Origin of the sequence: Cognatundibacterium aquatile, assembly GCF_014699135.1 — a bacterium.
Taxonomy (GTDB): domain Bacteria; phylum Pseudomonadota; class Gammaproteobacteria; order Burkholderiales; family Burkholderiaceae_D; genus Undibacterium; species Undibacterium aquatile.
This window is the reverse complement of sequence record NZ_JACOFT010000003.1, coordinates 34,075-55,231: the sequence shown is the minus strand read 5'-3', so window position 1 is coordinate 55,231 and position 21,157 is coordinate 34,075. Positions and strand designations below refer to the sequence as shown.

The window sequence follows — 21,157 nt, the reverse complement described above, 5'->3', positions numbered from 1 at the left end:
GATCAGTCAACTCCTTTTCCGGCTGCGGCACACCAGAGAGAAAACCATTGCTCACGGCTCAATGTCTGGCTACATGCTAAAACAGCTTCACGCAATGCCGACATACGCCCAGATCCAGTCAGCACCATTGGCTTAGAAGGATGTTGTAATACCCAGGCAATCGCAACCGTTGCCAGAGGCACCTGAAGTTCTGCGGCCACCTGACCCAAAGCAACGCGGACACGCTGCACATCGGCATTCGCTGTGGCATCCGATAATAAAGCACCACCACCCAATGCCGACCAGATCATCGGCGCAATGCGCAATCGTTGGCACAAATCCAGTGTGCCGTCATGCAAAGGCGGCAGATGCAACAGCGAGAGTTCGACCTGATTTGTGACCAATGGAAAACGTGATGCCAGTAAATCAAATTGCGACGGCGTAAAATTCGACACGCCGAAATGTGCGACCTTGCCACTTTGCTGCAAATGATGAAATGCCTGAGCCATTTCATCGGCATCCATCAAGGGATCGGGACGATGAATCAACAGCAGATCCAGACGATCAATCTGCATTGCCCGCAAAGAATTTTCGGCAGAAGCAATGATGTGCTGGCGACTGGTATCGTAGTGCTGAAGATGATGTTCAGAGCGATGCTGCGACACCAGTTTGATACCGCACTTACTCACGAACTGAAATTCTTTTTTTAATTCAGGCGCTATATGCAACGCCTCACCGAGCAGACGTTCACTCTGGTAATCGCCGTAAATATCCGCCTGATCTATGGTTGTAATACCGAGTTCCAGCGCCTCTTGCAAAAAGCTGACCCGTTCTTGCGGTGTTTTTTGCCAACTCGCCAGTCGCCACAGACCAAGAACGATACGGGAAAATTCCGGACCACCGGGGGCAATCTGAATACGTGGGGAAATCAATGAGGTATTCATATTTTTTGTATTTCCTGAATCGCGGAAACTAATTCCGCTGTTTTCGTGAAGCCGGATGCAATCATGTGCAAGGCATTGTCGTGAACCAATAACAGTGCGGGGAAGCCGCGTATTCCCCAGCGCTGGCATTGCTCAAATTCCTGCCGTGTATCCGCCATACACATCGGCGACACGAGTGTTTCATAAAAACTGGACGCATCAAAGCTCTCTGCGCCGTCCATCTCATTCAAGGCATTGACCGCAACATCCGAAAGAATATGTAAATCGGTTACGTCTTTACCTTCGGCATAAAACGCATGTTGAATAGCGCGAAAGACCGATAACAGCTGTTCTGGTGCAAGGTGATCCGCCAGCATTTTGGTCGCCACAACTGCACGGCATGCGGGCTCAGTATCGTATTTAAATCCCTCTTGCGTCATCCCTGTTTCGGCAAACGGCAGGCCGGTAGCGTCGGCGACATGCGTCCAGTGACCGCGTATGGTTTGTCGTTGTTCCTCACCCATGATCTCCTGGTTATAGGCGCGCAAGCCAGCGACGACGATATCCAGATTCGCCTCCGGCATCAGTTCCAGCAAGGCTTGCAGCTCCGGGCCAAACCCATAGCACCATGAACACATAGGGTCAGCGACGTAGATCAGTTGAATCATGCGATGTCTCTTTTCATAGCGAGAAAAAATCAAATAGGGGTCAGAGTGTACGCAATTTATGCTGGATACAGCGCACCAAGAATACGCGGGCCTTTGGCGCCAGTGACTACCGGCAGATTACCCGGACGGCGCAGACAGAATTGTTGCGCCAGCCAGGCAAAAGCCATCGCTTCTACTTGCTCCGGTGCGACACCGAGCGCATCCGTGCTGCACACCAGCGCAGACGATCCGGCCTCAAACAAAAAAGTCTGCAACATCAGCATCAGACGACGGTTAAACGCACCGCCGCCGCACACATAAACGGCCTTTGCCTGCTGTCCGCCGTAAGTACAAATCGCCTGCGCCAGACTCATCGCGGTGTAAGCGCACAATGTCGCCTGTACGTCGGCAGCGGGTACGGTATCAAATCCCTGTAATTGCTGCTGCAACCATGCGGGATGAAACAGATCACGTCCGGTGCTTTTGGGCGGAGTCAGATGTAAATAAGGCTCAGCCATGAGTTTCTGAAGCAATGCTGAATTCACTTCGCCTTGCGATGCCCAGGCACCGTCGGCATCATAGTTTTTTGCCTGATGCTGATGTATCCAGTAATCCATCAGCACATTGCCTGGCCCGGTATCAAAACCAGTCGTGCTGCCATCCGCGCCAAGAATACTGATATTACTGATGCCGCCGATATTGGCGACGACTCTGCATTCATTGTCGGCCGCAAATACGGCGTGATGAAATGCCGGCACCAACGGTGCGCCTTGTCCACCTGCAGCGATATCGCGACTGCGGAAATCAGCAATCACATCAATGCCGGTTAATTCGGCCAGTAAAGAGGGGTTGTTCGTTTGACGGGTATAACCCAGCTCGGGCCGGTGCCGTATCGTTTGTCCATGTACACCGATTGCCCGGACATCCTGAAGAGGATATTGCTCAGACAAAAGATGAATGCACTCAGCATAGGCTCGCGCCAGCGCGTTGGCCAGCAAGGCTTCCTGATGCAGTTCATCATTGCAAGTACTCTGCAACATCATTGCCTGCTGTCGTATCTCTGTTGAAAACGGAAGGTAAGCACTGGCAAGCAACTCCACAGGCGTTCCCGGTATTTCAGGTAAGCGCACGAGCACTCCATCCACACCATCAAGGCTGGTGCCAGACATTAAACCAATATACAAAGAAGTATTCTGCATATGAACATCACTAAAATGAAAAAGGCCGAACGCAATGTTCGGCCTGTATTGAGCTTATCGCTTTAACGGGATGCCAGTTTCATCGTTTCCGCTAAACGTTCAGGACGCAGCAAATTGAAGCGGTGGTGCATTTCAGCAGCAACTACTTTGAAACGCGGCATATCGTTTCCTGCCAATGGCGGAGCCTCTGGCAAACTGATGCCCATAGGATCGCGTGCCTCATTATTCACACGGAACTCATAATGCAGATGAGGGCCAGTTGCCCAGCCAGTTGAGCCGACATAGCCGATGACTTCGCCCTGACTAACACGGCTGCCTTTATGTATGCCAGCCGCGAAACGGCTCATGTGCGCATAGGCTGTACTGTAATTGGAATGATGTTTCACCACCACCAGATTACCGTAACCATTGCTTGGCCCAACAGAATCCACAATACCATCAGCAGTCGCACGAATCGGCGTTCCTGTCACAGCAGCAAAATCGACTCCTTTATGCGCTTTCCACTGACCTGAAATCGGGTGTACGCGCATCGAGAATCCCGAAGAGATACGGGTAAATTCCAACGGCGATTTGAGGAAAGACTTTTTGAGAGACTTACCGTCGAAAGTGTAATAACCACCCTGACCACCGGCTTCATCAAACCACACAGATTGGTAAGTTTTTCCGGCATTAGTGAATTCACCTGCGAGTACCCGGCCAGTTTTCACAAGTTGGCCGTTTTGCCAGAAACTTTCATAGACCACATTAAACTGATCTCCGCGTTGCAGCTTGCGAAAATCAATGTTCGTTTCAAACATACTGACAATCTGAGAGGCCACATTATCAGCGATGTTCGCCTCATCCGTCGCTGCAAACAGCGAGGAAACGATATTGCCGGAGGTCATTTCAACGCGACGCTCCAATGCAGCAGGTGCGTCGGTTGCCACGAAATGCCCCGAAGCATCGCGTTTGACTTCGATATTCCGGGCGGGCTTATCTGTACCGTCCACGACTGTCGTCTGCAACCATTCCAGCTCGCCGTCTTCATTCGTTTTGACGCGAACGGACTTATCGGTACGCAACTGTAATAAGCTGCGCGCCACATTATCGGTTTTAATGAAAGTATTCGCGTCGGCGTCATCCACGCCCAGGCGCAACAATAAGCCACTGAGCGTGTCGCCACGACGGACTATCTCTTCGCGCACATACTGCTGGTCAGCATTGGCCAATGCAGCGACTTGTTCATCAAGGCTGGGTAAAGGCAATTCTTTGGTAATTTTTTTAACCGGCAAATCTGCCGCATCCGGTGCCAGAGGCGCAACGGCCGTCGCACCTACAGCACAGACAGCAAAGAATAAAGCAGTGACGGAAACAATACGGGAAACGCGGGTGGAACCTAACAACAGTCTGGAGCTGCCGGTAGCCACACGAAGTAATTTATCTGATGGTCGCATGCAATAAGTTAAAATTGACTGTTTTTATCGAAAATTCGGGGGTCGCTGCAGCAATAATATTCTAAGCAAAACATGCTCGAAGAATATGATCGGCGACAAACCAAGGCTGGATTATAAAGCAAGAAAACTTGATCCCAGCAAAATTAAACCGACACCCAGAATCTGGCAAAACGCTGATTATTGATTCAGAATGAGAACCCTGACCAGCGATGTTACAAAAAATCTCGTTTAAATACCTATGACTTCTGCACAAAATTCCACCTCCAGTTCCAGCATCATCACGCCAGCCAAAGCCTTGCCACTATCCGATGCCGTACAACACGCCCTCGCGGTCACCAAACGTGGCGTTGACGAATTGCTCATCGAAAGCGAATTTGCGCAAAAACTCGCCCGCAGCGAACAAACTGGCAAACCTTTACGTATCAAACTGGGGCTGGATCCGACTGCACCAGATTTGCACCTTGGTCATACTGTCGTTCTGAATAAATTACGACAACTGCAAGATTTAGGCCATCAGGTTATCTTTTTGATTGGTGACTTCACGTCGATGATCGGCGATCCTTCCGGACGCAATATCACCCGCCCGCCGCTGACCCGCGAGCAGATCGAGGAAAACGCCAAAACTTACTTCCGGCAAGCGAGCCTGGTATTAGATCCGGCAAAAACTGAAATCCGTTACAACTCAGAATGGTGTGATCCGCTGGGTGCACGCGGCATGATTCAGTTGTCATCAAAATATACTGTGGCTCGTATGATGGAGCGTGATGACTTCACCAAACGTTTCAAAGCAGGCACACCGATTTCGGTACACGAGTTTCTGTATCCGCTGATGCAGGGCTATGATTCCGTCGCATTACATGCTGACCTCGAACTCGGTGGCACAGATCAGAAATTCAATTTACTGGTCGGACGCGAACTACAAAAAGATTACGGACAAGAGCAACAATGTATTCTGACCATGCCACTGCTGGAAGGTCTGGACGGCGTTGAAAAGATGTCGAAATCAAAAAATAACTACATCGCCATCACGGAACCGGCAAATAACATGTTCGCCAAGATCATGAGTATTTCAGACGAGATGATGTGGAAGTATTACGACCTGCTTTCGTTCTGCTCTATTGAGCAAATTGCGGCCTATAAAAAAGCCGTTGCTGACGGCCAGAATCCACGCGATATCAAGGTTGCGCTGGCGCAGGAGATCGTTGCCCGCTTCCATAATAAACAAGCTGGTGAAGATGCACTGTCCGATTTCGTTAACCGCTCGAAAGGTGGCATACCGGACGACGTGCCGGAAGTCAGCCTGAGCGGTGCGCCAGTCGGCATCGCGCAGTTATTGAAACAGGCAAATCTGTGTGCATCGACCTCTGAAGCTTTGCGTATGATTGAGCAAGGCGGCGTACGTATTGACGGCACCGTTCTCAGTGACAAAGGCTTGAAGGTCGAAGCTGGGACATTTGTATTACAAGTCGGCAAACGAAAATTTGCCCGCGTGACTTTGTCAGCATGATCGCACTATTGCAACGCGTCAGCCATGCCAGTGTCGTCGTCGATGGTGAAACCACCGGCGCGATCACGGCAGGCTTAATGGTATTGGTCTGCGCAGAACGCGGCGACAGTGAAACCGAGGCGGATGCCTTACTCAATAAGCTGCTGACCTACCGCGTATTCAGTGATGATGCTGGAAAAATGAACCTCAGCATTACAGATACGCAGGGCGGCTTATTGCTGGTACCGCAATTCACGCTGGCGGCCAATACCAACGCCGGCACCCGTCCTTCGTTCACTCCTGCTGCACCGCCTGATGTCGCGCGCCAATTGTTCGACTATTTTGTCCGGCAAGCAAAAAGTAAACACAGCACAGTCGAGACTGGCCGTTTTGGTGTCGACATGAAAGTGTCGCTGACCAACGACGGCCCTGTCACATTTTGGCTGGAAACAAAAAAATCGGCGTAAGGACAACGCCATAGCCGTTTCGACGTGCCTGCAACTATCCACAAATCAGATGACTGAAATTCTCCTTATCCGCCACGGCGAAACAGCCTGGAATGCTATTAAACGCTTGCAGGGCCACCTTGATATTCCATTGAATGCACAAGGAACGCAGCAGGCAAAGGCGCTGGCGTGGTCGCTGCAAAATGAAAAACTGGATGCCATCATTTCCAGTGACTTACAACGGGCAGTGCAGACTGCCGGTGAAATCGCGCGCTTGCAAGGCATCAGTACCCGCATCGATGCTGGCTTACGCGAACGTTGCTATGGCGGCTTTGAAGGACAACTGTACAGCGAGATTCCACATGTTTTTCCGGAAGCCTATGCGGCCTGGAAATCGCATGATCCTGATGCAGAATTTCCTCCAGGGGAAAATAAAGGTGAGACGACACGTCAGTTTCATCAACGTATCGTCGAGCACATTGAGCACTACGCAAAACAATTCGAAGGAAAAAAAATCGCCCTGGTCGCCCACGGTGGTGTACTCGAATGCGCGTATCGTGCAGCCAAAGGATTGCCGTTGAATGCTCCGCGTGAGGTGACGATTTACAACGCAAGCATTAACCGCTTTGAGTACAAAGACAATGCTTTGCAACTGATCCAGTGGGGAGACATTGCCCATCTCGATACTGACGCCATGGATGAAATTAATCAAAACGATAAAGCATCCTGACGTCGTTCATATCGCTCATTTCCACTGATAGCGCTGATGCAAGCACCGCATCCGCTCTACACCAAGCCCATACATGCTGCGCAATTTTCAGCCAAACTTCAACCAAACAAAACATGACGACAAGCCAGTACCGACTGGCTGTCGAAATTTAGAAAAGCAAGTCTAAAGCTATCAAAATCGCGACCTGATTGAAATAAATATTCCTTCAGAAAACAGCGTATTTGCTAATTATTTAGGCAGGTTTCAGGTAAAATAGCGCTTCTTCAAATTCCCTCCCACCTCATCGTGCAAATTGGTTCCTACGTCTTGCGTAACAATATTTTTGTGGCTCCCATGGCTGGGGTCACCGACAGACCTTTCCGTCAGTTATGCAAAGAACTTGGTGCAGGTTATGCCGTTTCGGAAATGGCGGCATCGAATCCAAAATTGTGGGAAACCGAAAAATCGACCCGGCGCACCAACCATGCCGGAGAGATGGAACCCAAGGCAGTACAAATCGCAGGCGCAGACCCACAAATGCTTGCAGATTGCGCAAAACATAATGTGGATAAGGGAGCGCAGATCATCGATATCAACATGGGCTGCCCAGTCAAGAAGGTATGCAATGCGTGGTGTGGCTCGGCTCTGCTACAAAACGAAGCTCTGGTTGGCGACATTCTCGATGCCGTGGTCGGTGCCGTCGATGTGCCTGTCACGCTGAAATTCCGCACAGGCTGGGACAGAGCAAACAAAAACGCGCTGACGATTGCACGCATGGCAGAATCGGCAGGTATACAAATGCTGACCTTGCATGGCCGTACCCGTGCTGACGGCTACAAAGGCGATGCCGAATACGACACCATTGCCGCCGTCAAAGCGGCGGTGACTATTCCAGTGGTTGCCAATGGCGATATCACCACGCCGGAAAAAGCAAAATACGTGTTAGAAGTCACCGGAGCAGATGCGATCATGATAGGACGAGCAGCACAAGGGCGGCCCTGGATCTTTCGCGAAATCGAACATTTCCTCGCAACTGGCGAACACTTACCGCCGCCATTGATCAGCGAAGTCCGGCACCTGATGGATAACCACCTGAAAGCACATTATGAGTTTTACGGTGAGTATCTTGGTGTCAGGACTGCGCGCAAACACATAGGCTGGTACGTGCAGGATCTCGTCAACGGTGAGGAATTCCGGCAGCAAATGAATTTGCTGACCTCTTGCGATGAACAACTTGATGCCGTCAGTCATTTTTTTGATCGCATGGCGGGGGAACGGTTACAATACCGCCCCTTTGAAGAAAAAATGGCGGCGTAAAACAAACCGATATTTGTAATCCGACCGCATAACATCAGCGCTTTCAGTATTTGAATAAAAGCGCCGACCGGCATAACCGAACAGTGACAAAAACAGCATGAGCAAAGATAGCATTCAGGACGCCGTCCATAAAAATCTGGAAAAATATTTCCGCGATCTCGGCGAACAACCCGCCTCCAATATTTACGACATGGTTGTATTAGCAGTAGAAAAACCTATGCTGGAAATGGTGATGATACGCGCCTCCAGCAATCAGTCACAAGCAGCAGACATGCTCGGCATTAACCGCAATACCTTGCGCAAGAAATTGCAGCAGCACGGTTTGCTGTAATTATTTGCCGCCAGCGCCTGACACCGATTTCCTTACTCACTTATCTTCATCATGATCAAACAAGCTCTTATCTCCGTCTCCGACAAGACCGGTGTGCTCGAATTTGCACGTGAATTGTCTGCACTCGGTGTCAAGTTGCTCTCCACCGGCGGCACCGCTAAATTATTAGCCGATAATGGTTTGGCTGTAACCGAAGTAGCGGACTACACGGGCTTTCCTGAAATGCTCGACGGACGTGTGAAAACACTGCACCCGAAAGTACACGGCGGCATTCTGGCGCGCCGCGATTTTCCTGAGCATGTGGCAGCGCTTGCACAGCATGGCATTCCGACGATAGATATGGTCGTCGTGAATCTGTATCCATTCCAGCAAACGGTCGCAAAAGCAGAATGCTCACTCGAAGATGCAATTGAGAACATCGATATCGGTGGCCCGACGATGCTGCGCTCATCGGCAAAAAATCACAAAGACGTGACCGTGATTGTTGACCCCAGCGATTACGCCGTGGTTCTCGCTGAAATGAAGGCGAATAACAATGTCGTCAGCTATGACACCAAGTTCACGCTGGCAAAAAAAGTCTTTGCGCATACAGCACAATATGACGGTGCTATCACTAACTATCTGACCAGCCTCGGTGAAGATAAAGCACACACGACACGCAGCGCTTATCCACAGACACTGAATCTGCATTTCGACAAAGTGCAGGAAATGCGTTATGGCGAAAACCCGCATCAGTCGGCAGCTTTCTATCGTGATTTGAAAGCAGTTGACGGTGCACTCGCCAACTACAAACAATTGCAAGGCAAAGAACTGTCTTACAACAATATCGCTGACTCCGACGCAGCCTGGGAATGCGTTAAGTCGTTCAAAGAATCCGCTTGCGTCATCGTTAAGCATGCGAATCCTTGCGGCGTAGCGGTAGCCCCGACACCATTTGACGCATACAGCAAAGCATTACAAACCGATCCGACATCAGCCTTTGGCGGCATCATTGCATTCAACCGTGAACTCGATGGCAAAGCAGCAGAAATCGTCGCTAAACAATTCGTTGAAGTACTGATCGCACCATCGTTTACAGCAGAAGCAAAAGCGATTTTTGCGGCGAAACAAAACGTGCGTTTGTTGGAAATTGCCTTGGGCAACGAAGTCAATCAATACGATGTCAAACGCGTTGGTGGTGGCTTGTTGGTGCAGGCACCGGACGCGAAAAACGTTTTGCAGGAAGAATTGCGCGTCGTTTCCAAACTTCAACCGACACCACAACAAATGGCCGACATGATGTTTGCATGGCGTGTCGCGAAATACGTTAAATCGAATGCGATCGTATTCTGTGGCAACGGTATGACGCTGGGTGTTGGTGCCGGTCAGATGAGCCGTATTGATTCTGCGCGTATCGCCTCGATCAAAGCACAAAATGCCGGATTATCGCTGGTGAGCTCCGCAGTTGCATCCGACGCATTCTTCCCGTTCCGCGACGGTCTGGATGTGGTGGTCGATGCAGGCGCGACTTGTGTGATTCATCCGGGTGGCTCTATGCGCGATCAGGAAGTCATTGATGCCGCAGATGAACGCGGCGTGGTGATGGTCTATACTGGCACACGTCATTTCCGTCATTAATCATTCGCCTTGCTCTTTTGCGGGGCAAGGCACACATGAAGATTTTAGGTATCGACCCCGGATTGCGGACAACTGGATTCGGGGTTATTCATAAGCAGGGACAGAAGCTCACTTACGTGGCCTCTGGCACCATCAAAACGGTCGAAGGTTCTTTACCTGAGCGGCTGAAAACTATCCTTTCTGGCGTTTCTGAAATTGTCCGCACTTATCAGCCTGATTGTGCAGCGATAGAGAAAGTCTTCGTCAACGTCAATCCCCAATCCACCTTATTGCTGGGACAGGCACGTGGCGCCGCGATTTGTGCTTTGGTCGCTGCCGATCTGATGGTCGCCGAATACACAGCGTTGCAGGTCAAGCAAGGGGTCGTCGGCCAGGGGCGTGCCAGCAAAGAGCAAGTGCAGGACATGGTGCAACGTCTGTTAATGCTATCCGGCACACCAAGTGCGGATGCCGCTGATGCACTCGGCGTAGCGATTTGCCACGCCCATAGTGGTGAAGCCCTGGCAACCTTGAGTGCCATTGCGCCCGAACTGGCCAAAAAAGGTTTACGTGTGAAAGCAGGCAGACTGATAGGGTAAGCGACCATCCTGTCAAATCACATTCGATGTCAGACATTCGTTCCCAGCTTGGCACCTCTCAATATTAATCCGGCTTAGCGCACTTTTTTGCCTGAAAACCCTTGCAAATACAGCGACACCTCTCCGCTTATATTTTTATCTCTCATCGCCGTTCAGGAAAACAACAGCAGTCCTGAGTAACGGAATTTCGCTGACACACTCTCGTCAAGCCAGAGAGAATCGTTTACTATCACTGCTTATTCATACAGTATGAAAGCAGTCTCATGATAGGTCGCATCGCAGGCACTCTGCTAGAGAAAAATCCCCCGCAATTACTGATTGATTGCCAGGGCGTGGGCTACGAAGTCGATGTGCCGATGAGCACGTTTTATAACCTGCCACCGCTAGGCGAAAAAGTGGTTTTGCTGACACATCTGGCCATACGCGAAGATGCACATGTGTTGTTTGGTTTTGGCTCAGCAGAAGAACGCGCAACCTTCCGCCAACTGGTTAAAATCAGTGGCGTCGGCGCGCGCACGGCATTGTCTATTCTCTCAGGAATGTCCGTGGCAGATCTGTCGCAAGCGATTACGATGCAGGAAGTCGGTCGCTTAACCCGCATTCCGGGAATAGGCAAAAAAACCGCAGAGCGCCTGTTACTGGAACTCAAAGGCAAACTCGGTGCCGATTTATTTACGTCCAGTATGGCGGCCGCAGCAGGTGATCATAGCGCCGACATTCTGAATGCCTTGTTAGCCCTGGGTTATTCCGATAAAGAAGCGATGCTGGCGATGAAATCCGTACCAAAAGACACTGGCGTATCGGAAGGAATCAAGCTCGCCCTGAAATCACTGTCTAAAGGCTGAAAAATTACATCATGAGCATACAGACAGATAACCTTTCTATCAATTTCAGCGAACAGCGCATCATTGCGGCAACACCAGTGTCCGTTAACGAAGAAGCGATTGAACGCGCATTACGGCCAAAACAACTCGACGAATATGTTGGTCAGGAAAAAATCCGTGGCCAGCTGGAAATTTTCATCACTGCTGCACGCCAACGCGGAGAAGCACTCGATCACACCCTGTTGTTCGGGCCTCCGGGCTTAGGTAAAACTACGCTGGCACACATTATTGCCCGTGAAATGGGAGTAAACCTGCGTCAGACTTCGGGGCCGGTTCTGGAGCGTGCAGGCGATCTGGCCGCACTACTGACGAATCTGGAAGCAAACGATGTGCTGTTTATCGATGAAATTCACCGTTTGTCTCCCGTCGTTGAAGAAATTTTATATCCGGCATTGGAAGACTATCAGATCGACATCATGATAGGCGAAGGCCCCGCTGCACGCTCGGTTAAACTGGATCTGCAACCGTTCACGCTGGTCGGAGCAACAACGCGGGCGGGTATGCTGACGAATCCTTTGCGTGATCGCTTTGGTATCGTCGCCCGTCTGGAATTTTATACGCCGGAACAACTGACGCGTATCGTCACACGTTCGGCCTCCCTCCTGAATGCACCGATACACGAAGCTGGCGCGCGAGAAATCGCTAATCGTGCGCGCGGCACGCCGCGTATTGCCAATCGCTTACTGCGACGAGTGCGCGACTATGCCGAGGTGAAAGGCAATGGGGAAATCACCAAAGATATTGCCGATGCCGCGCTGAAAATGCTGGATGTGGATACCGTTGGCTTCGATCTGATGGACAGAAAACTCCTGGAAGCCATCCTGTTTAAATTCGGTGGCGGCCCTGTCGGGCTGGACAATGTTGCGGCAGCAATCGGTGAAGAGCGCGACACCATTGAAGATGTACTGGAACCCTATCTGATACAACAGGGTTACCTGCAACGTACTCCTCGCGGGAGAATTGCCACCACGCTGGCTTACGAACATTTTAATCTTGTACCGCCAGAGAATGAGTAAAAAAATAAAGAGACTGCTGAAGTAAAACCGTCAGCAGACCGAACGGCATAGTCTATGCTAACAGAGGCAATTCATGCTCATTATGCGCGTGAACCTAAATCATCGTTAAAGACGTGGCATCTTCAAGATCACATTCTGCAAATGAAAATCTGGTAAGCCAAACTGATCCTGCACTTCCCTGATACACGAAAATTAAAACCACAAAAGTGAAATTTTTAAATTAATACGCAAAATAAAAAAGCACCCAAAGGTGCTTTTTTATTTTCTAAGACAGCAAGCTCACGCCTGCTGAAGATTAGAATGCGTGACGGATACCAACGTTAACCATACGCTCTGTACGTCCCAGCCCAGATGCTAAGCCACCTGCATTTACGTTTGCATCATTAGACAACCGAGAAAAAGATGTGTAAACATTAGTACGTTTAGACAGAGAGTGTGTATAACCTAAAGCCAGTTGTGTGCTGTTGCGATCAGTACTGACTACATCACTAGAAACGCGTGTTACACCGGCGATGATAGTACCTGCTGCGCTGACCGGGAAAGTTGCACCAAGATTCCAAAGTTTGTAGGCAACAGAGTTATCATCTGATTTCACTTTACCATAAGCAAGCGCTGCTTTTACAACTGTGAAGTCATAAGTTGCACCAGCGAAAATATGCTTAACAGCATTCGTTGGCTTTGCAGCAGCAGATACATCTTCTGTGTGGTATGCCACTGTTGCGAGCAACGGTCCTGCTGCGTAAGACCCAGATGCACCGATACCACGGTTTTTGCTGTTATCACCAGCTTGTTCGCCAAATGTGTAAGCCAGAGAACCAGTAAAACCACTCAGGTTGTTGGTTGTATAGTTTGCTGTGTTGGTGGAACGTGGATTTGTTGCAAAAAACAGATTACCCAAGCCTGTTGCACTTGTGCTGTCTGTTGCGCTACCACCGATAATGCCTGTACCGAACGGATCGATAGAATCTACAGCATCGAACATTGGTTTGTTTTGACGACCCAGTTGAATCGCGCCAAAGTCACCGGACAAGCCCACCCATGCTGCGCGACCAAATGCCAGTCCGCCTTGAGCAGACGCACCGGTATCAGCCTGAATACCCATTTCCAATTTGAAATTTGCTTTCAAGCCGTTACCCAGATCTTCACTACCTTTGAAACCCAGACGAGAGCCAGATTGCACGCCACTGTCCAATGACGTAATCGCACCTTTACCACCTTTAGAAAAGGCACCGTTATTTTCATTCTGAAGAGCCATATCCAGTACACCGTATACGGTAACGGAAGACTGTGCCTGAGCCGTACCTGCAACTGCTGCCAATACTGACAATGCGATAAGTGATTTTTTCATTTTTATTTCTCCAAAGGGTTAAGACAATTGCGTTGAGTTTCGATCATTCATTTCAACTTGCTGGCAAGTGATACTAAAAATGAAACGTCAAAATATATGAACTGCTAATATCAACAGTCGTATTTGACCAAATTTGAAGAAGAACAGCCAAGTTAAATCGACGTTCGAGGGTAAATAAGCGAAATTGATGTCTCAATTCCACAACAGACCTTAACCGGAAATCTATATTGCTCTGGACGATAAGAACATAGTGAAAGACAAATTTCGAGTATCTGAATATGAGTTTTTTAAAATTTAAATAACGAAAAAACATTAAAAATCACAAGAACATCAACACAACGTCATTAATAAATTTCGTTGTTCAAAGAAAAAAAGCCAGCGATTCGCTGGCTTTTTAATTGCGTGAACTGATGAAACTACATATCAGAACGCGTGCAAGATACCAAATGCTGCGCGAGTCGCGCTACTCTGAACGCCATCAGTGCCGATGATACCCAGTGCCAATGTAGTGTCTTTCAAAGCTGAAGAACCAGCTTTAGCATAAGTCAGCGATGCGTAAGCAGTAGTGCGTTTGCTGAATGCATACTTAGCCAGACCGATGTACTGATCAGCCTTACCATCGAAATCGCCCGAGCGTTTTGTATTGTAGTAAGCGCCAGTCAGAGTCAACTGATCAGAAACCGCATAGTCAACACCCAGACCAATAACGGTAATCTTGCGATTATTGTTTGGCGATGTCACTGCAACCGGAGCACCCAGATTGCCTTCAATTGTATTGTGGCCATAGGTAAAGCGCAAAGTAGTTGATGGCACAACTTTGTATTTAACGCCACCAGCCCAACCGCTCAGAGAAACATTTCCTGTAGGATCTTTCAATTTCGCGAAAGACAATGCGGCGCCATTCGTGCCATCTGTGAAGATACCTGCCAGACCAGCATAAGAACTGGAAGAAATTTCGCCTGCTTTTTCACCAAAGCCGTACATCGCTGCGCCAGCGAAGCCAGAAATGAAAGGGGAAACATACTTAACCGAGTTATTTTGACGCAAAGCTGTACCGCCCTGATTTGTACCGAAACCGCCGAAGAATGCACCAGAGTTCAAGCCCACCAACGCTACGTTAGGATTTGTACCTGCATGTGCCAGACTCATAGGATCAGCCAGACCAACGGAATCCACACCCAGAATATTGTTACGACCCATCGTAACAGCACCGAAATCGCCAGACAGACCAACCCAGGAAAGGCGGTCAAACAGGGAAGTGTTATTACCGGCCTGGCTGAAATTTTGCGTCAGGTTGCTGCCGCCAAAACCGGCACCTGCTGCACCTGTATCATTCGCCAGAGTGCCTTCCAGATTAAAGTTAGCTTTCAGACCGCCGCCCAGATCTTCGCTGCCTTTAATACCCCAGCGAGATGTCAACAGCTGACCAGCTTCCATAACGGCTTTATTGGTGCCGCCCGCTTGATTATTGGTGTACATAACAGCGGCATCGACGATACCGTAGACGGTCACATTAGATTGTGCGGATGCCGCAGATGCGAACGCGCCCAGTACAGCAAAAGCGATGAGTGATTTTTTCATTGAAATTGTCTCCAGATTTTATAGTGTGATTTGACTTGATGTCTGCGGCTCTTAGTTAGGCCGCTTTTTTTGATTGTGTTGCAAGTTCTTCCAAACTGATTGATAAACAATCTAGGAACGATTGAACCAAACTACGTGGATTTGGGCAAAGAGAATTTGCGAACGACCGTGTTTAAGCAAATTAAATGTGGCGCGGCGACAACAGTCGCATTCAGCACACCGGTAGTCACTTTTAGGCACCCGTGAGGCACCTGTATATCTGCGCATGCCTTGCGCCAGCTTAAAGCCAGCCCCCGGGTCTGTTGTTTTACAATAGCGCCTTACCTTTTACCGCATTGAAACCATGTCTCTGCCAAATATAGATCGTATCGTCCTCAGCTTTGATCGCGCGCTGCGCACCGTTTCGGCTCAGGCGAAAAGCTCGCGCCCTTATCCCGCCGCGACCGTCACGACTGAAGACGCACTGAGTGAGCAGGAAAAAAAACACAGCGCCGGTCTGATGCGGGTCAATCATGTCGGGGAAATCTGTGCACAGGCACTGTATGACGCCCAAAGTGCGTTTTCACATACAGCAGAAGTGACCCGCCAGTTGCAACATTCCTGCATCGAAGAAGAAGATCATCTGGCGTGGACGGCAAGCCGCCTGAAAGAACTGAACTCCCATACCAGTTTCATGAATCCGCTCTGGTATGCAGGCGCCTACACTTGCGGCGTCATCGCGGCAAAATGTGGCGATGCAGCAAGCCTGGGATTTGTCGTTGAAACCGAGCGGCAGGTTGAAGCCCATCTGGCCGGGCACCTGAAGTCGCTTCCTGCACATGACAACAGGTCGCGTGCGATTGTCGAACAGATGCGCGTTGACGAAGTTGCACATGGTGCTGCGGCACAAGCGTTGGGGGCAAGTGAAACGCCGCAGCCAATCAAAATGGTGATGAAACTGATGGCAAAAGTGATGACATCAACGGCTTACTATATCTGACAGCAGACACCAATGCCTTACCGCAACAGCGCATTTTGAAAGTGGATTCAGGCGCTGTTGCCGCAGAGCATTTGCAGCTATTCAGCCAGCAGCGCATGGGGCTTACACAAAATGTAAAAACAAAGCGGCGATACCAGTCGGTAAGGCTGCAGCGGCGATCAGACCCAGCGGGCTGATCGCTTTCTCATTAAACGAGTCTTTTAAAATCGCAAATCCGGCAGGATTCGGCGCATTCGCAATCACCGTCAAACCACCACCCGTAACAGCGCCAGACACCAGCGCATATTTGGCCGCATCCGGCAAACCAACGACCAACGACCCCAGATAAGTCAGCGCGGCATTGTCCGTCACTGCCGTTAATGCGACCGCGCCGAAAAACAAGACAGCGTTATCCATGCCTGCCAGCAACGGTTGCAGCCACCACGCCTGTTTGCCGCCAAGAACTACCAGGCCAGCCAGAAAAAATGCGACCAGCAAGCCTTCTCTCAACATCAGCCTGTCCTGATACTGTTTGTACGCTTCGGTGAACCCGAGGAAAAATAAAAACAGTCCCAGAAATACGACCGGATAATGTGCAAACCAGACCGTGGCCGCGAGAAAAATAAAATGAATTGCCACGACAGAAAAAGGCACAGGCGCATCCGCTGTTGTCGGTTCCGGCGCTTTCAGTGACGTCAGTTCTTTACGGAAGAACAAGCTCAGCAATAAGGCATTTAATACGACGGCACCAGCGGCCTTCCAGCCGAACATCTGCATCATGAACACGCTGTTCCAACCCCATTTCTCTGCGACCATCAACACCGGCGGCGCCGCAAACGAAGTGAGTACGCCACCGATAGAAATGTTGACGAATAAAACGCCCAACGTCATGTACTTCATCCGCTCGGAAATCGCTTGCGAATAAAAACGGTCGCGTAACATCAGCGCTGCCAGTGTCATCGCTGCCGGCTCAGTAATAAAGGAGCCAAGCAAAGGCACCAAAGACAGACACAGAAAATACGAAGCGAGCTGGGTATTTAACGGCAGCGCGCGCGCGATACGAGAAACAAACGCCTGCACTGCCCACAACACTGGCCGGGTACCGGCCACCACCAGAATCACAAATACGAATAAAGGCTCAGTAAAATTCTGTGCTTCAAGATAATGAATCGCGTCTTTCTGATTCATTAGTAAAGCCATCACGGCGACCAGCACAAAAGCCCAGAAGCCGAAGACGACCTCGACTTCCCCCAGCAAATGCCAGAGACCGGCATGATGCCGACTTTTGTGTGCCAGCGAAATAAAAAATTTGGTGGAAAAAGTATGCAGCACAGCGATACCGAAGATCGCCGCCGCCACATACTGAATCAACATATCAGTCGTCATTCTGTGTCCTTTTCCATTAATTTAAGCAGATCAACACACCGCAGCCGCGCACACAATCAACGCAGGCACCAGCACGTTGCGGAATAAACTGCGCTGACCGGTTAAAGCCATCCAGCGAAATTTATGCGATCACAAAATCAGATTTTTTCCAGTTTGGCGATACTCAGATCCAGCAGTTTCATTCCGAACTTACCGAAATTGATATGCGCACGCGCATTCGTGCCGCTGCCTTCGATATTTACGATCACCCCTTCACCAAACTTAGGATGCGCGACGCCCTGCCCGATACGCCATGCATTCGCATCCGCGACCTGATTGAAATTCTGTGCAATCCGATTCGCGCCTACAGCAGGAGCATCATCCCATGCCGATTTTTTATTGCCAAACCATTGCGGCTGAATCTTTGGCGACAGCCATTTCAAGGATTCTTCCGGCAACTCTTCCAGAAAGCGCGAACGCATGTTGTAGCGTGTCTGCCCATGCAGCATGCGGGTTTGCGAGAAACTCAGATATAAGCGTTGCCGCGCACGGGTAATCGCCACATACATCAGACGCCGTTCTTCTTCCACGCCGCTTTCTTCCTGCGCGCTGTTCTCGTGCGGGAACAAGCCTTCTTCCAGACCGGTGATAAATACCGCATCAAATTCCAAGCCTTTGGCGGAATGCACCGTCATCAACTGCATCGCATCCTGCCCAGCCTGCGCCTGATTATCACCCGCTTCCAGCGACGCATGCGACAGAAAAGCTGATAACGGCGACATGACAGTCGGCAAAGCGGCATCAGCATCGATGATGACATTGCCATCGCCGTTCTCCAGCAACACGGTATTGGCAGATGCGGGGCCGGTCAGCGCTGGGGCATCTTTGCCAAAGCCTTCTTCCGACACAAATAAACTCGCGGCATTCACCAGCTGATCCAAGTTTTCTATGCGGTCTGCGCCTTCTTTTTCTGTCTGGTAATGCGTCTTCAGGGTGCTGAGCTCGATCACGATCTGCACCATCTCCGGCAAAGGCAGATACTGCGTTTCAAAGCGCGCACCTTCGATCAGTTTGATGAATGCTGCCAGCGATGAGCCCGCTTTACCGCCGACATACGGCACCGCCGCATACAGTGAACAGGCATGCTGTTTAGCAGCATCCTGCAACTGCTCCAGAGAGCGCGCACCAATGCCACGGGTAGGGAAATTCACCACCCGCAAAAAGGCGGAATCATTGTGCAGGTTATCCATCAACTGCAGATACGCAATCGCATGCTTGATTTCGGCGCGCTCAAAAAAACGCTGGCCGCCATACACACGATAAGGAATATTCGCGCTGAACAAGGCATGTTCGATCACGCGCGACTGGGCGTTCGAGCGGTACAGAATCGCGATTTCACTGCGCGGCAAACCTTCGCGGATCAGATTTTTTGCTTCTTCTATGATCCAGTTTGCCTCTTGTATATCGCTGCTGGCTTCCATCACGCGCACAGGTTCGCCATGCCCGGCATCGGTGCGCAGATTTTTTCCGAGACGTTTGCTGTTATTCGCAATCAGGATATTGGCGCTGTCCAGAATGTGGCCATGCGAGCGGTAATTCTGTTCCAGTTTGATCAGATTCTGCACTTCAAACTCGCGTTCAAATGCCGACATATTGCCGACATTCGCACCACGGAAAGCGTAAATACTCTGGTCGTCATCACCGACCGCAAAGACCGCAGCACCACGGCTGCTACCGGCACCGGCCATGAGTTTCAGCCATTTGTATTGCAGGTCATTGGTATCCTGAAACTCATCGACCAGTATATGTTTGAAGCGAGCCTGATAGTGTTCGCGCAAAGGCTGATTGCGGCTGAGTAATTCATACGTGCGCAACAACAGTTCAGCAAAATCGACCACGCCTTCACGCTGACACTGGGCGTCATACAGATCGTACAGTCCCACCAGTTTGCGATTGAACTCATCGTAGGCATCGACCTGCGCGGCACGCAAACCCTGATCTTTGGCGCTGTTGATGAAATACATCAGGGTCTTAGGCGGGAATTTTTCATCGTCGATATTATTCGCTTTCAACAAGCGCTTGATGAACGATAACTGATCGCCGGAATCGAGAATCTGAAACGTTTGCGGCAAACCGGCATCGCGGTGATGCGCGCGCAACAGGCGATTGCACAGACCATGAAAAGTACCTATCCACATGCCACGAGTATTGATCGGCAACATCGCCGACAAGCGTGTCAGCAATTCTTTCGCCGCCTTGTTGGTAAAGGTCACCGCCAGCACACCCTGCGGGGACACCTGGCCGGTTTGTATCAGCCACGCAATGCGAGTCGTCAGCACGCGGGTTTTGCCGGAACCGGCACCCGCTAAAATCAGCGCCGACTGCGCCGGCAACGTCACAGCGGCAAGCTGTTCTGGATTGAGATTGTGAAGTAAATTTTGCATACCCCGATTATACGGGACAGACCCTGTGCTGCTTCGCCGATCTGCAGAATATCCGGCAAACCGGCGTGTAATAGCATGCCCGGAAAACGTATAGGATTGCGCGATACCAGCGCCCCGCACTAAAGCAAAAAATCTGCAGAAAATACCTTAACAATATCGGGAATTCTGCATACTCCCCCTGAAATTTGATAAAACCAGGCTAATCTCAGCATAAACAAAGGGCTTCAAAATATACTCCCGGGAGTATATTGATGCCCAAAATGAGCTCAAAACAAGCCGCAGAAATCGACTGCGGCCTGACGCGGATTTTCTGCCATATACACGCTGCTGATGACCGCCACCATTTCCGCCCCGTTGGCAATCAGCGGCTGGCAGTTTTGCAGCGTCATGCCGCCAATCACGACCCGCGGCAGATCGAATTCTTTGCCTGCGACGCTCACAATATCTGCGGGCGTAGTGACCGCATATTGTTTGATCCGTGATGGATAAAATCCGCCGAACGCAATGTAGCTGGCGCCACTCGCAACCGCGCTACGGGCCAGTTGCATATCGCCATAACACGAGGCACCAAGAATTTTATCGGCACCGATCTGCGCCCGCGCTTCGGCCACCGAGATATCCGTACCGCCAACATGCAAACCATCGGCATCGATTTCCAGAAACAAATCCAGATGATCGTTGACGATAAAAGGTTTTCCAAAGCGACGGCATAGAGCCAGCAAAGCCGTGGCCTGTTGCCGCCGCAATTCCATGTCTGCCGTTTTGTGGCGATACTGAACAATCGCCGCGCCGCCCAGCAAAGCCTGTTCAGTGACGGCGAGTAACTGCTCCGTGTCGTTCCAGTCCGGGGTCACGATATATAAACCACGCAATGTATGTATCTTTGTCATTTGAAG

Annotated in this window: 19 protein-coding genes; 10 read left to right on the top strand and 9 right to left on the bottom strand. The window is 50.3% G+C overall.

From position 1 onward, the window contains the following. Positions 1-2: 2 nt before the first annotated feature. The 4 genes from H8K26_RS08815 to H8K26_RS08800 all read right to left on the bottom strand — a co-directional run bounded on the left by H8K26_RS08815 (position 3) and on the right by H8K26_RS08800 (position 4,181). Entirely contained in the window at positions 3-923 is a 921-nt protein-coding gene (locus H8K26_RS08815; protein WP_190478934.1) for an aldo/keto reductase, read from the bottom strand. Beyond that, complete coding sequence (locus H8K26_RS08810) at positions 920-1,570, bottom strand: DsbA family protein (protein ID WP_190478931.1); 651 nt, start codon at positions 1,568-1,570, stop codon at positions 920-922. The genes H8K26_RS08815 and H8K26_RS08810 overlap by 4 nt, the downstream gene beginning before the upstream one ends. A 56-nt stretch (positions 1,571-1,626) precedes the next feature. Continuing rightward, positions 1,627-2,748, bottom strand: coding sequence for an anhydro-N-acetylmuramic acid kinase (locus H8K26_RS08805; protein ID WP_190478928.1), 1,122 nt, complete (start codon positions 2,746-2,748; stop codon positions 1,627-1,629). 62 nt (positions 2,749-2,810) lie between these two features. Then, positions 2,811-4,181, bottom strand: coding sequence for a M23 family metallopeptidase (locus H8K26_RS08800; RefSeq protein ID WP_186882784.1), 1,371 nt, complete (start codon positions 4,179-4,181; stop codon positions 2,811-2,813). Positions 4,182-4,419: 238 nt separating this feature from the next. On the opposite strand from H8K26_RS08800, the gene tyrS reads away from it, so the two are divergent. From tyrS to ruvB, 9 genes are all read left to right on the top strand, one after another. Further along, positions 4,420-5,688 (top strand): tyrosine--tRNA ligase, encoded by a 1,269-nt coding sequence (gene tyrS, locus H8K26_RS08795; RefSeq protein ID WP_190478926.1) that lies wholly within the window; start codon positions 4,420-4,422, stop codon positions 5,686-5,688. Next, positions 5,685-6,134 carry a D-aminoacyl-tRNA deacylase gene (dtd, locus tag H8K26_RS08790; RefSeq protein ID WP_190478925.1) on the top strand — a complete coding sequence of 150 codons (450 nt, stop codon included), beginning with the start codon at positions 5,685-5,687 and terminating at the stop codon, positions 6,132-6,134. Before tyrS ends, dtd begins: the two co-directional genes overlap by 4 nt. 49 nt (positions 6,135-6,183) lie before the next feature. Continuing rightward, positions 6,184-6,843 carry a histidine phosphatase family protein gene (locus H8K26_RS08785; RefSeq protein WP_190478923.1) on the top strand — a complete coding sequence of 220 codons (660 nt, stop codon included), beginning with the start codon at positions 6,184-6,186 and terminating at the stop codon, positions 6,841-6,843. A 285-nt stretch (positions 6,844-7,128) separates the two neighbouring features. Next, positions 7,129-8,139, top strand: coding sequence for a tRNA dihydrouridine synthase DusB (gene dusB, locus H8K26_RS08780; RefSeq protein ID WP_190478921.1), 1,011 nt, complete (start codon positions 7,129-7,131; stop codon positions 8,137-8,139). A gap of 97 nt (positions 8,140-8,236) precedes the next feature. Next, entirely contained in the window at positions 8,237-8,470 is a 234-nt protein-coding gene (locus H8K26_RS08775; protein ID WP_186882779.1) for a helix-turn-helix domain-containing protein, read from the top strand. 51 nt (positions 8,471-8,521) lie between these two features. Then, positions 8,522-10,087, top strand: a complete 1,566-nt coding sequence (gene purH / locus H8K26_RS08770) for a bifunctional phosphoribosylaminoimidazolecarboxamide formyltransferase/IMP cyclohydrolase (protein WP_190478919.1) — start codon at positions 8,522-8,524, stop codon at positions 10,085-10,087. Positions 10,088-10,122: 35 nt separating this feature from the next. Then, positions 10,123-10,665, top strand: a complete 543-nt coding sequence (ruvC, locus tag H8K26_RS08765; RefSeq protein WP_186897096.1) for a crossover junction endodeoxyribonuclease RuvC — start codon at positions 10,123-10,125, stop codon at positions 10,663-10,665. A gap of 263 nt (positions 10,666-10,928) precedes the next feature. Further along, positions 10,929-11,510 (top strand): Holliday junction branch migration protein RuvA, encoded by a 582-nt coding sequence (gene ruvA / locus H8K26_RS08760; RefSeq protein WP_190478917.1) that lies wholly within the window; start codon positions 10,929-10,931, stop codon positions 11,508-11,510. Between the two features lie 11 nt (positions 11,511-11,521). Then, positions 11,522-12,565: a Holliday junction branch migration DNA helicase RuvB gene (gene ruvB / locus H8K26_RS08755; RefSeq protein WP_190478915.1), complete on the top strand. Its 1,044-nt coding sequence runs from the start codon at positions 11,522-11,524 to the stop codon at positions 12,563-12,565. 295 nt (positions 12,566-12,860) lie between these two features. Here the strand turns inward: ruvB and H8K26_RS08750 are convergent, their stop codons facing one another. Both H8K26_RS08750 and H8K26_RS08745 read right to left on the bottom strand, forming a co-directional pair. After that, positions 12,861-13,913, bottom strand: coding sequence for a porin (locus H8K26_RS08750; RefSeq protein WP_190478914.1), 1,053 nt, complete (start codon positions 13,911-13,913; stop codon positions 12,861-12,863). 423 nt (positions 13,914-14,336) lie between these two features. Further along, positions 14,337-15,494 carry a porin gene (locus tag H8K26_RS08745; protein WP_190478912.1) on the bottom strand — a complete coding sequence of 386 codons (1,158 nt, stop codon included), beginning with the start codon at positions 15,492-15,494 and terminating at the stop codon, positions 14,337-14,339. A gap of 349 nt (positions 15,495-15,843) precedes the next feature. Here H8K26_RS08745 and coq7 point away from each other — a divergent pair, with 349 nt between their 5' ends. Beyond that, positions 15,844-16,473: a 2-polyprenyl-3-methyl-6-methoxy-1,4-benzoquinone monooxygenase gene (gene coq7, locus H8K26_RS08740; RefSeq protein WP_186883310.1), complete on the top strand. Its 630-nt coding sequence runs from the start codon at positions 15,844-15,846 to the stop codon at positions 16,471-16,473. Between the two features lie 102 nt (positions 16,474-16,575). On the opposite strand, the gene H8K26_RS08735 is transcribed toward coq7, so the two are convergent. From H8K26_RS08735 to thiE, 3 genes are all read right to left on the bottom strand, one after another. After that, the gene (locus H8K26_RS08735) at positions 16,576-17,838 is read right to left on the bottom strand and encodes a putative Na+/H+ antiporter (RefSeq protein ID WP_190478910.1); all 1,263 of its coding nucleotides are present in this window, start codon (positions 17,836-17,838) and stop codon (positions 16,576-16,578) included. Between the two features lie 137 nt (positions 17,839-17,975). Continuing rightward, complete coding sequence (locus tag H8K26_RS08730) at positions 17,976-20,261, bottom strand: UvrD-helicase domain-containing protein (protein ID WP_190478908.1); 2,286 nt, start codon at positions 20,259-20,261, stop codon at positions 17,976-17,978. Positions 20,262-20,527: 266 nt separating this feature from the next. Next, complete coding sequence (gene thiE, locus H8K26_RS08725; RefSeq protein WP_190478907.1) at positions 20,528-21,151, bottom strand: thiamine phosphate synthase; 624 nt, start codon at positions 21,149-21,151, stop codon at positions 20,528-20,530. Positions 21,152-21,157 lie beyond the last annotated feature (6 nt).

Excerpts from the sequence above, each read along its gene's own strand:
- H8K26_RS08815 (WP_190478934.1), bottom strand. The coding sequence starts at position 923 with ATGAATACCTCATTGATTTCCCCACGTATTCAGATTGCCCCCGGTGGT.
- H8K26_RS08810 (WP_190478931.1), bottom strand. The coding sequence starts at position 1,570 with ATGATTCAACTGATCTACGTCGCTGACCCTATGTGTTCATGGTGCTAT.
- H8K26_RS08805 (WP_190478928.1), bottom strand. The coding sequence starts at position 2,748 with ATGCAGAATACTTCTTTGTATATTGGTTTAATGTCTGGCACCAGCCTT.
- H8K26_RS08800 (WP_186882784.1), bottom strand. The coding sequence starts at position 4,181 with ATGCGACCATCAGATAAATTACTTCGTGTGGCTACCGGCAGCTCCAGA.
- tyrS (WP_190478926.1), top strand. The coding sequence starts at position 4,420 with ATGACTTCTGCACAAAATTCCACCTCCAGTTCCAGCATCATCACGCCA.
- dtd (WP_190478925.1), top strand. The coding sequence starts at position 5,685 with ATGATCGCACTATTGCAACGCGTCAGCCATGCCAGTGTCGTCGTCGAT.
- H8K26_RS08785 (WP_190478923.1), top strand. The coding sequence starts at position 6,184 with ATGACTGAAATTCTCCTTATCCGCCACGGCGAAACAGCCTGGAATGCT.
- H8K26_RS08775 (WP_186882779.1), top strand. The coding sequence starts at position 8,237 with ATGAGCAAAGATAGCATTCAGGACGCCGTCCATAAAAATCTGGAAAAA.
- purH (WP_190478919.1), top strand. The coding sequence starts at position 8,522 with ATGATCAAACAAGCTCTTATCTCCGTCTCCGACAAGACCGGTGTGCTC.
- ruvC (WP_186897096.1), top strand. The coding sequence starts at position 10,123 with ATGAAGATTTTAGGTATCGACCCCGGATTGCGGACAACTGGATTCGGG.
- ruvA (WP_190478917.1), top strand. The coding sequence starts at position 10,929 with ATGATAGGTCGCATCGCAGGCACTCTGCTAGAGAAAAATCCCCCGCAA.
- ruvB (WP_190478915.1), top strand. The coding sequence starts at position 11,522 with ATGAGCATACAGACAGATAACCTTTCTATCAATTTCAGCGAACAGCGC.
- H8K26_RS08750 (WP_190478914.1), bottom strand. The coding sequence starts at position 13,913 with ATGAAAAAATCACTTATCGCATTGTCAGTATTGGCAGCAGTTGCAGGT.
- H8K26_RS08745 (WP_190478912.1), bottom strand. The coding sequence starts at position 15,494 with ATGAAAAAATCACTCATCGCTTTTGCTGTACTGGGCGCGTTCGCATCT.
- H8K26_RS08735 (WP_190478910.1), bottom strand. The coding sequence starts at position 17,838 with ATGACGACTGATATGTTGATTCAGTATGTGGCGGCGGCGATCTTCGGT.
- H8K26_RS08730 (WP_190478908.1), bottom strand. The coding sequence starts at position 20,261 with ATGCAAAATTTACTTCACAATCTCAATCCAGAACAGCTTGCCGCTGTG.
- thiE (WP_190478907.1), bottom strand. The coding sequence starts at position 21,151 with ATGACAAAGATACATACATTGCGTGGTTTATATATCGTGACCCCGGAC.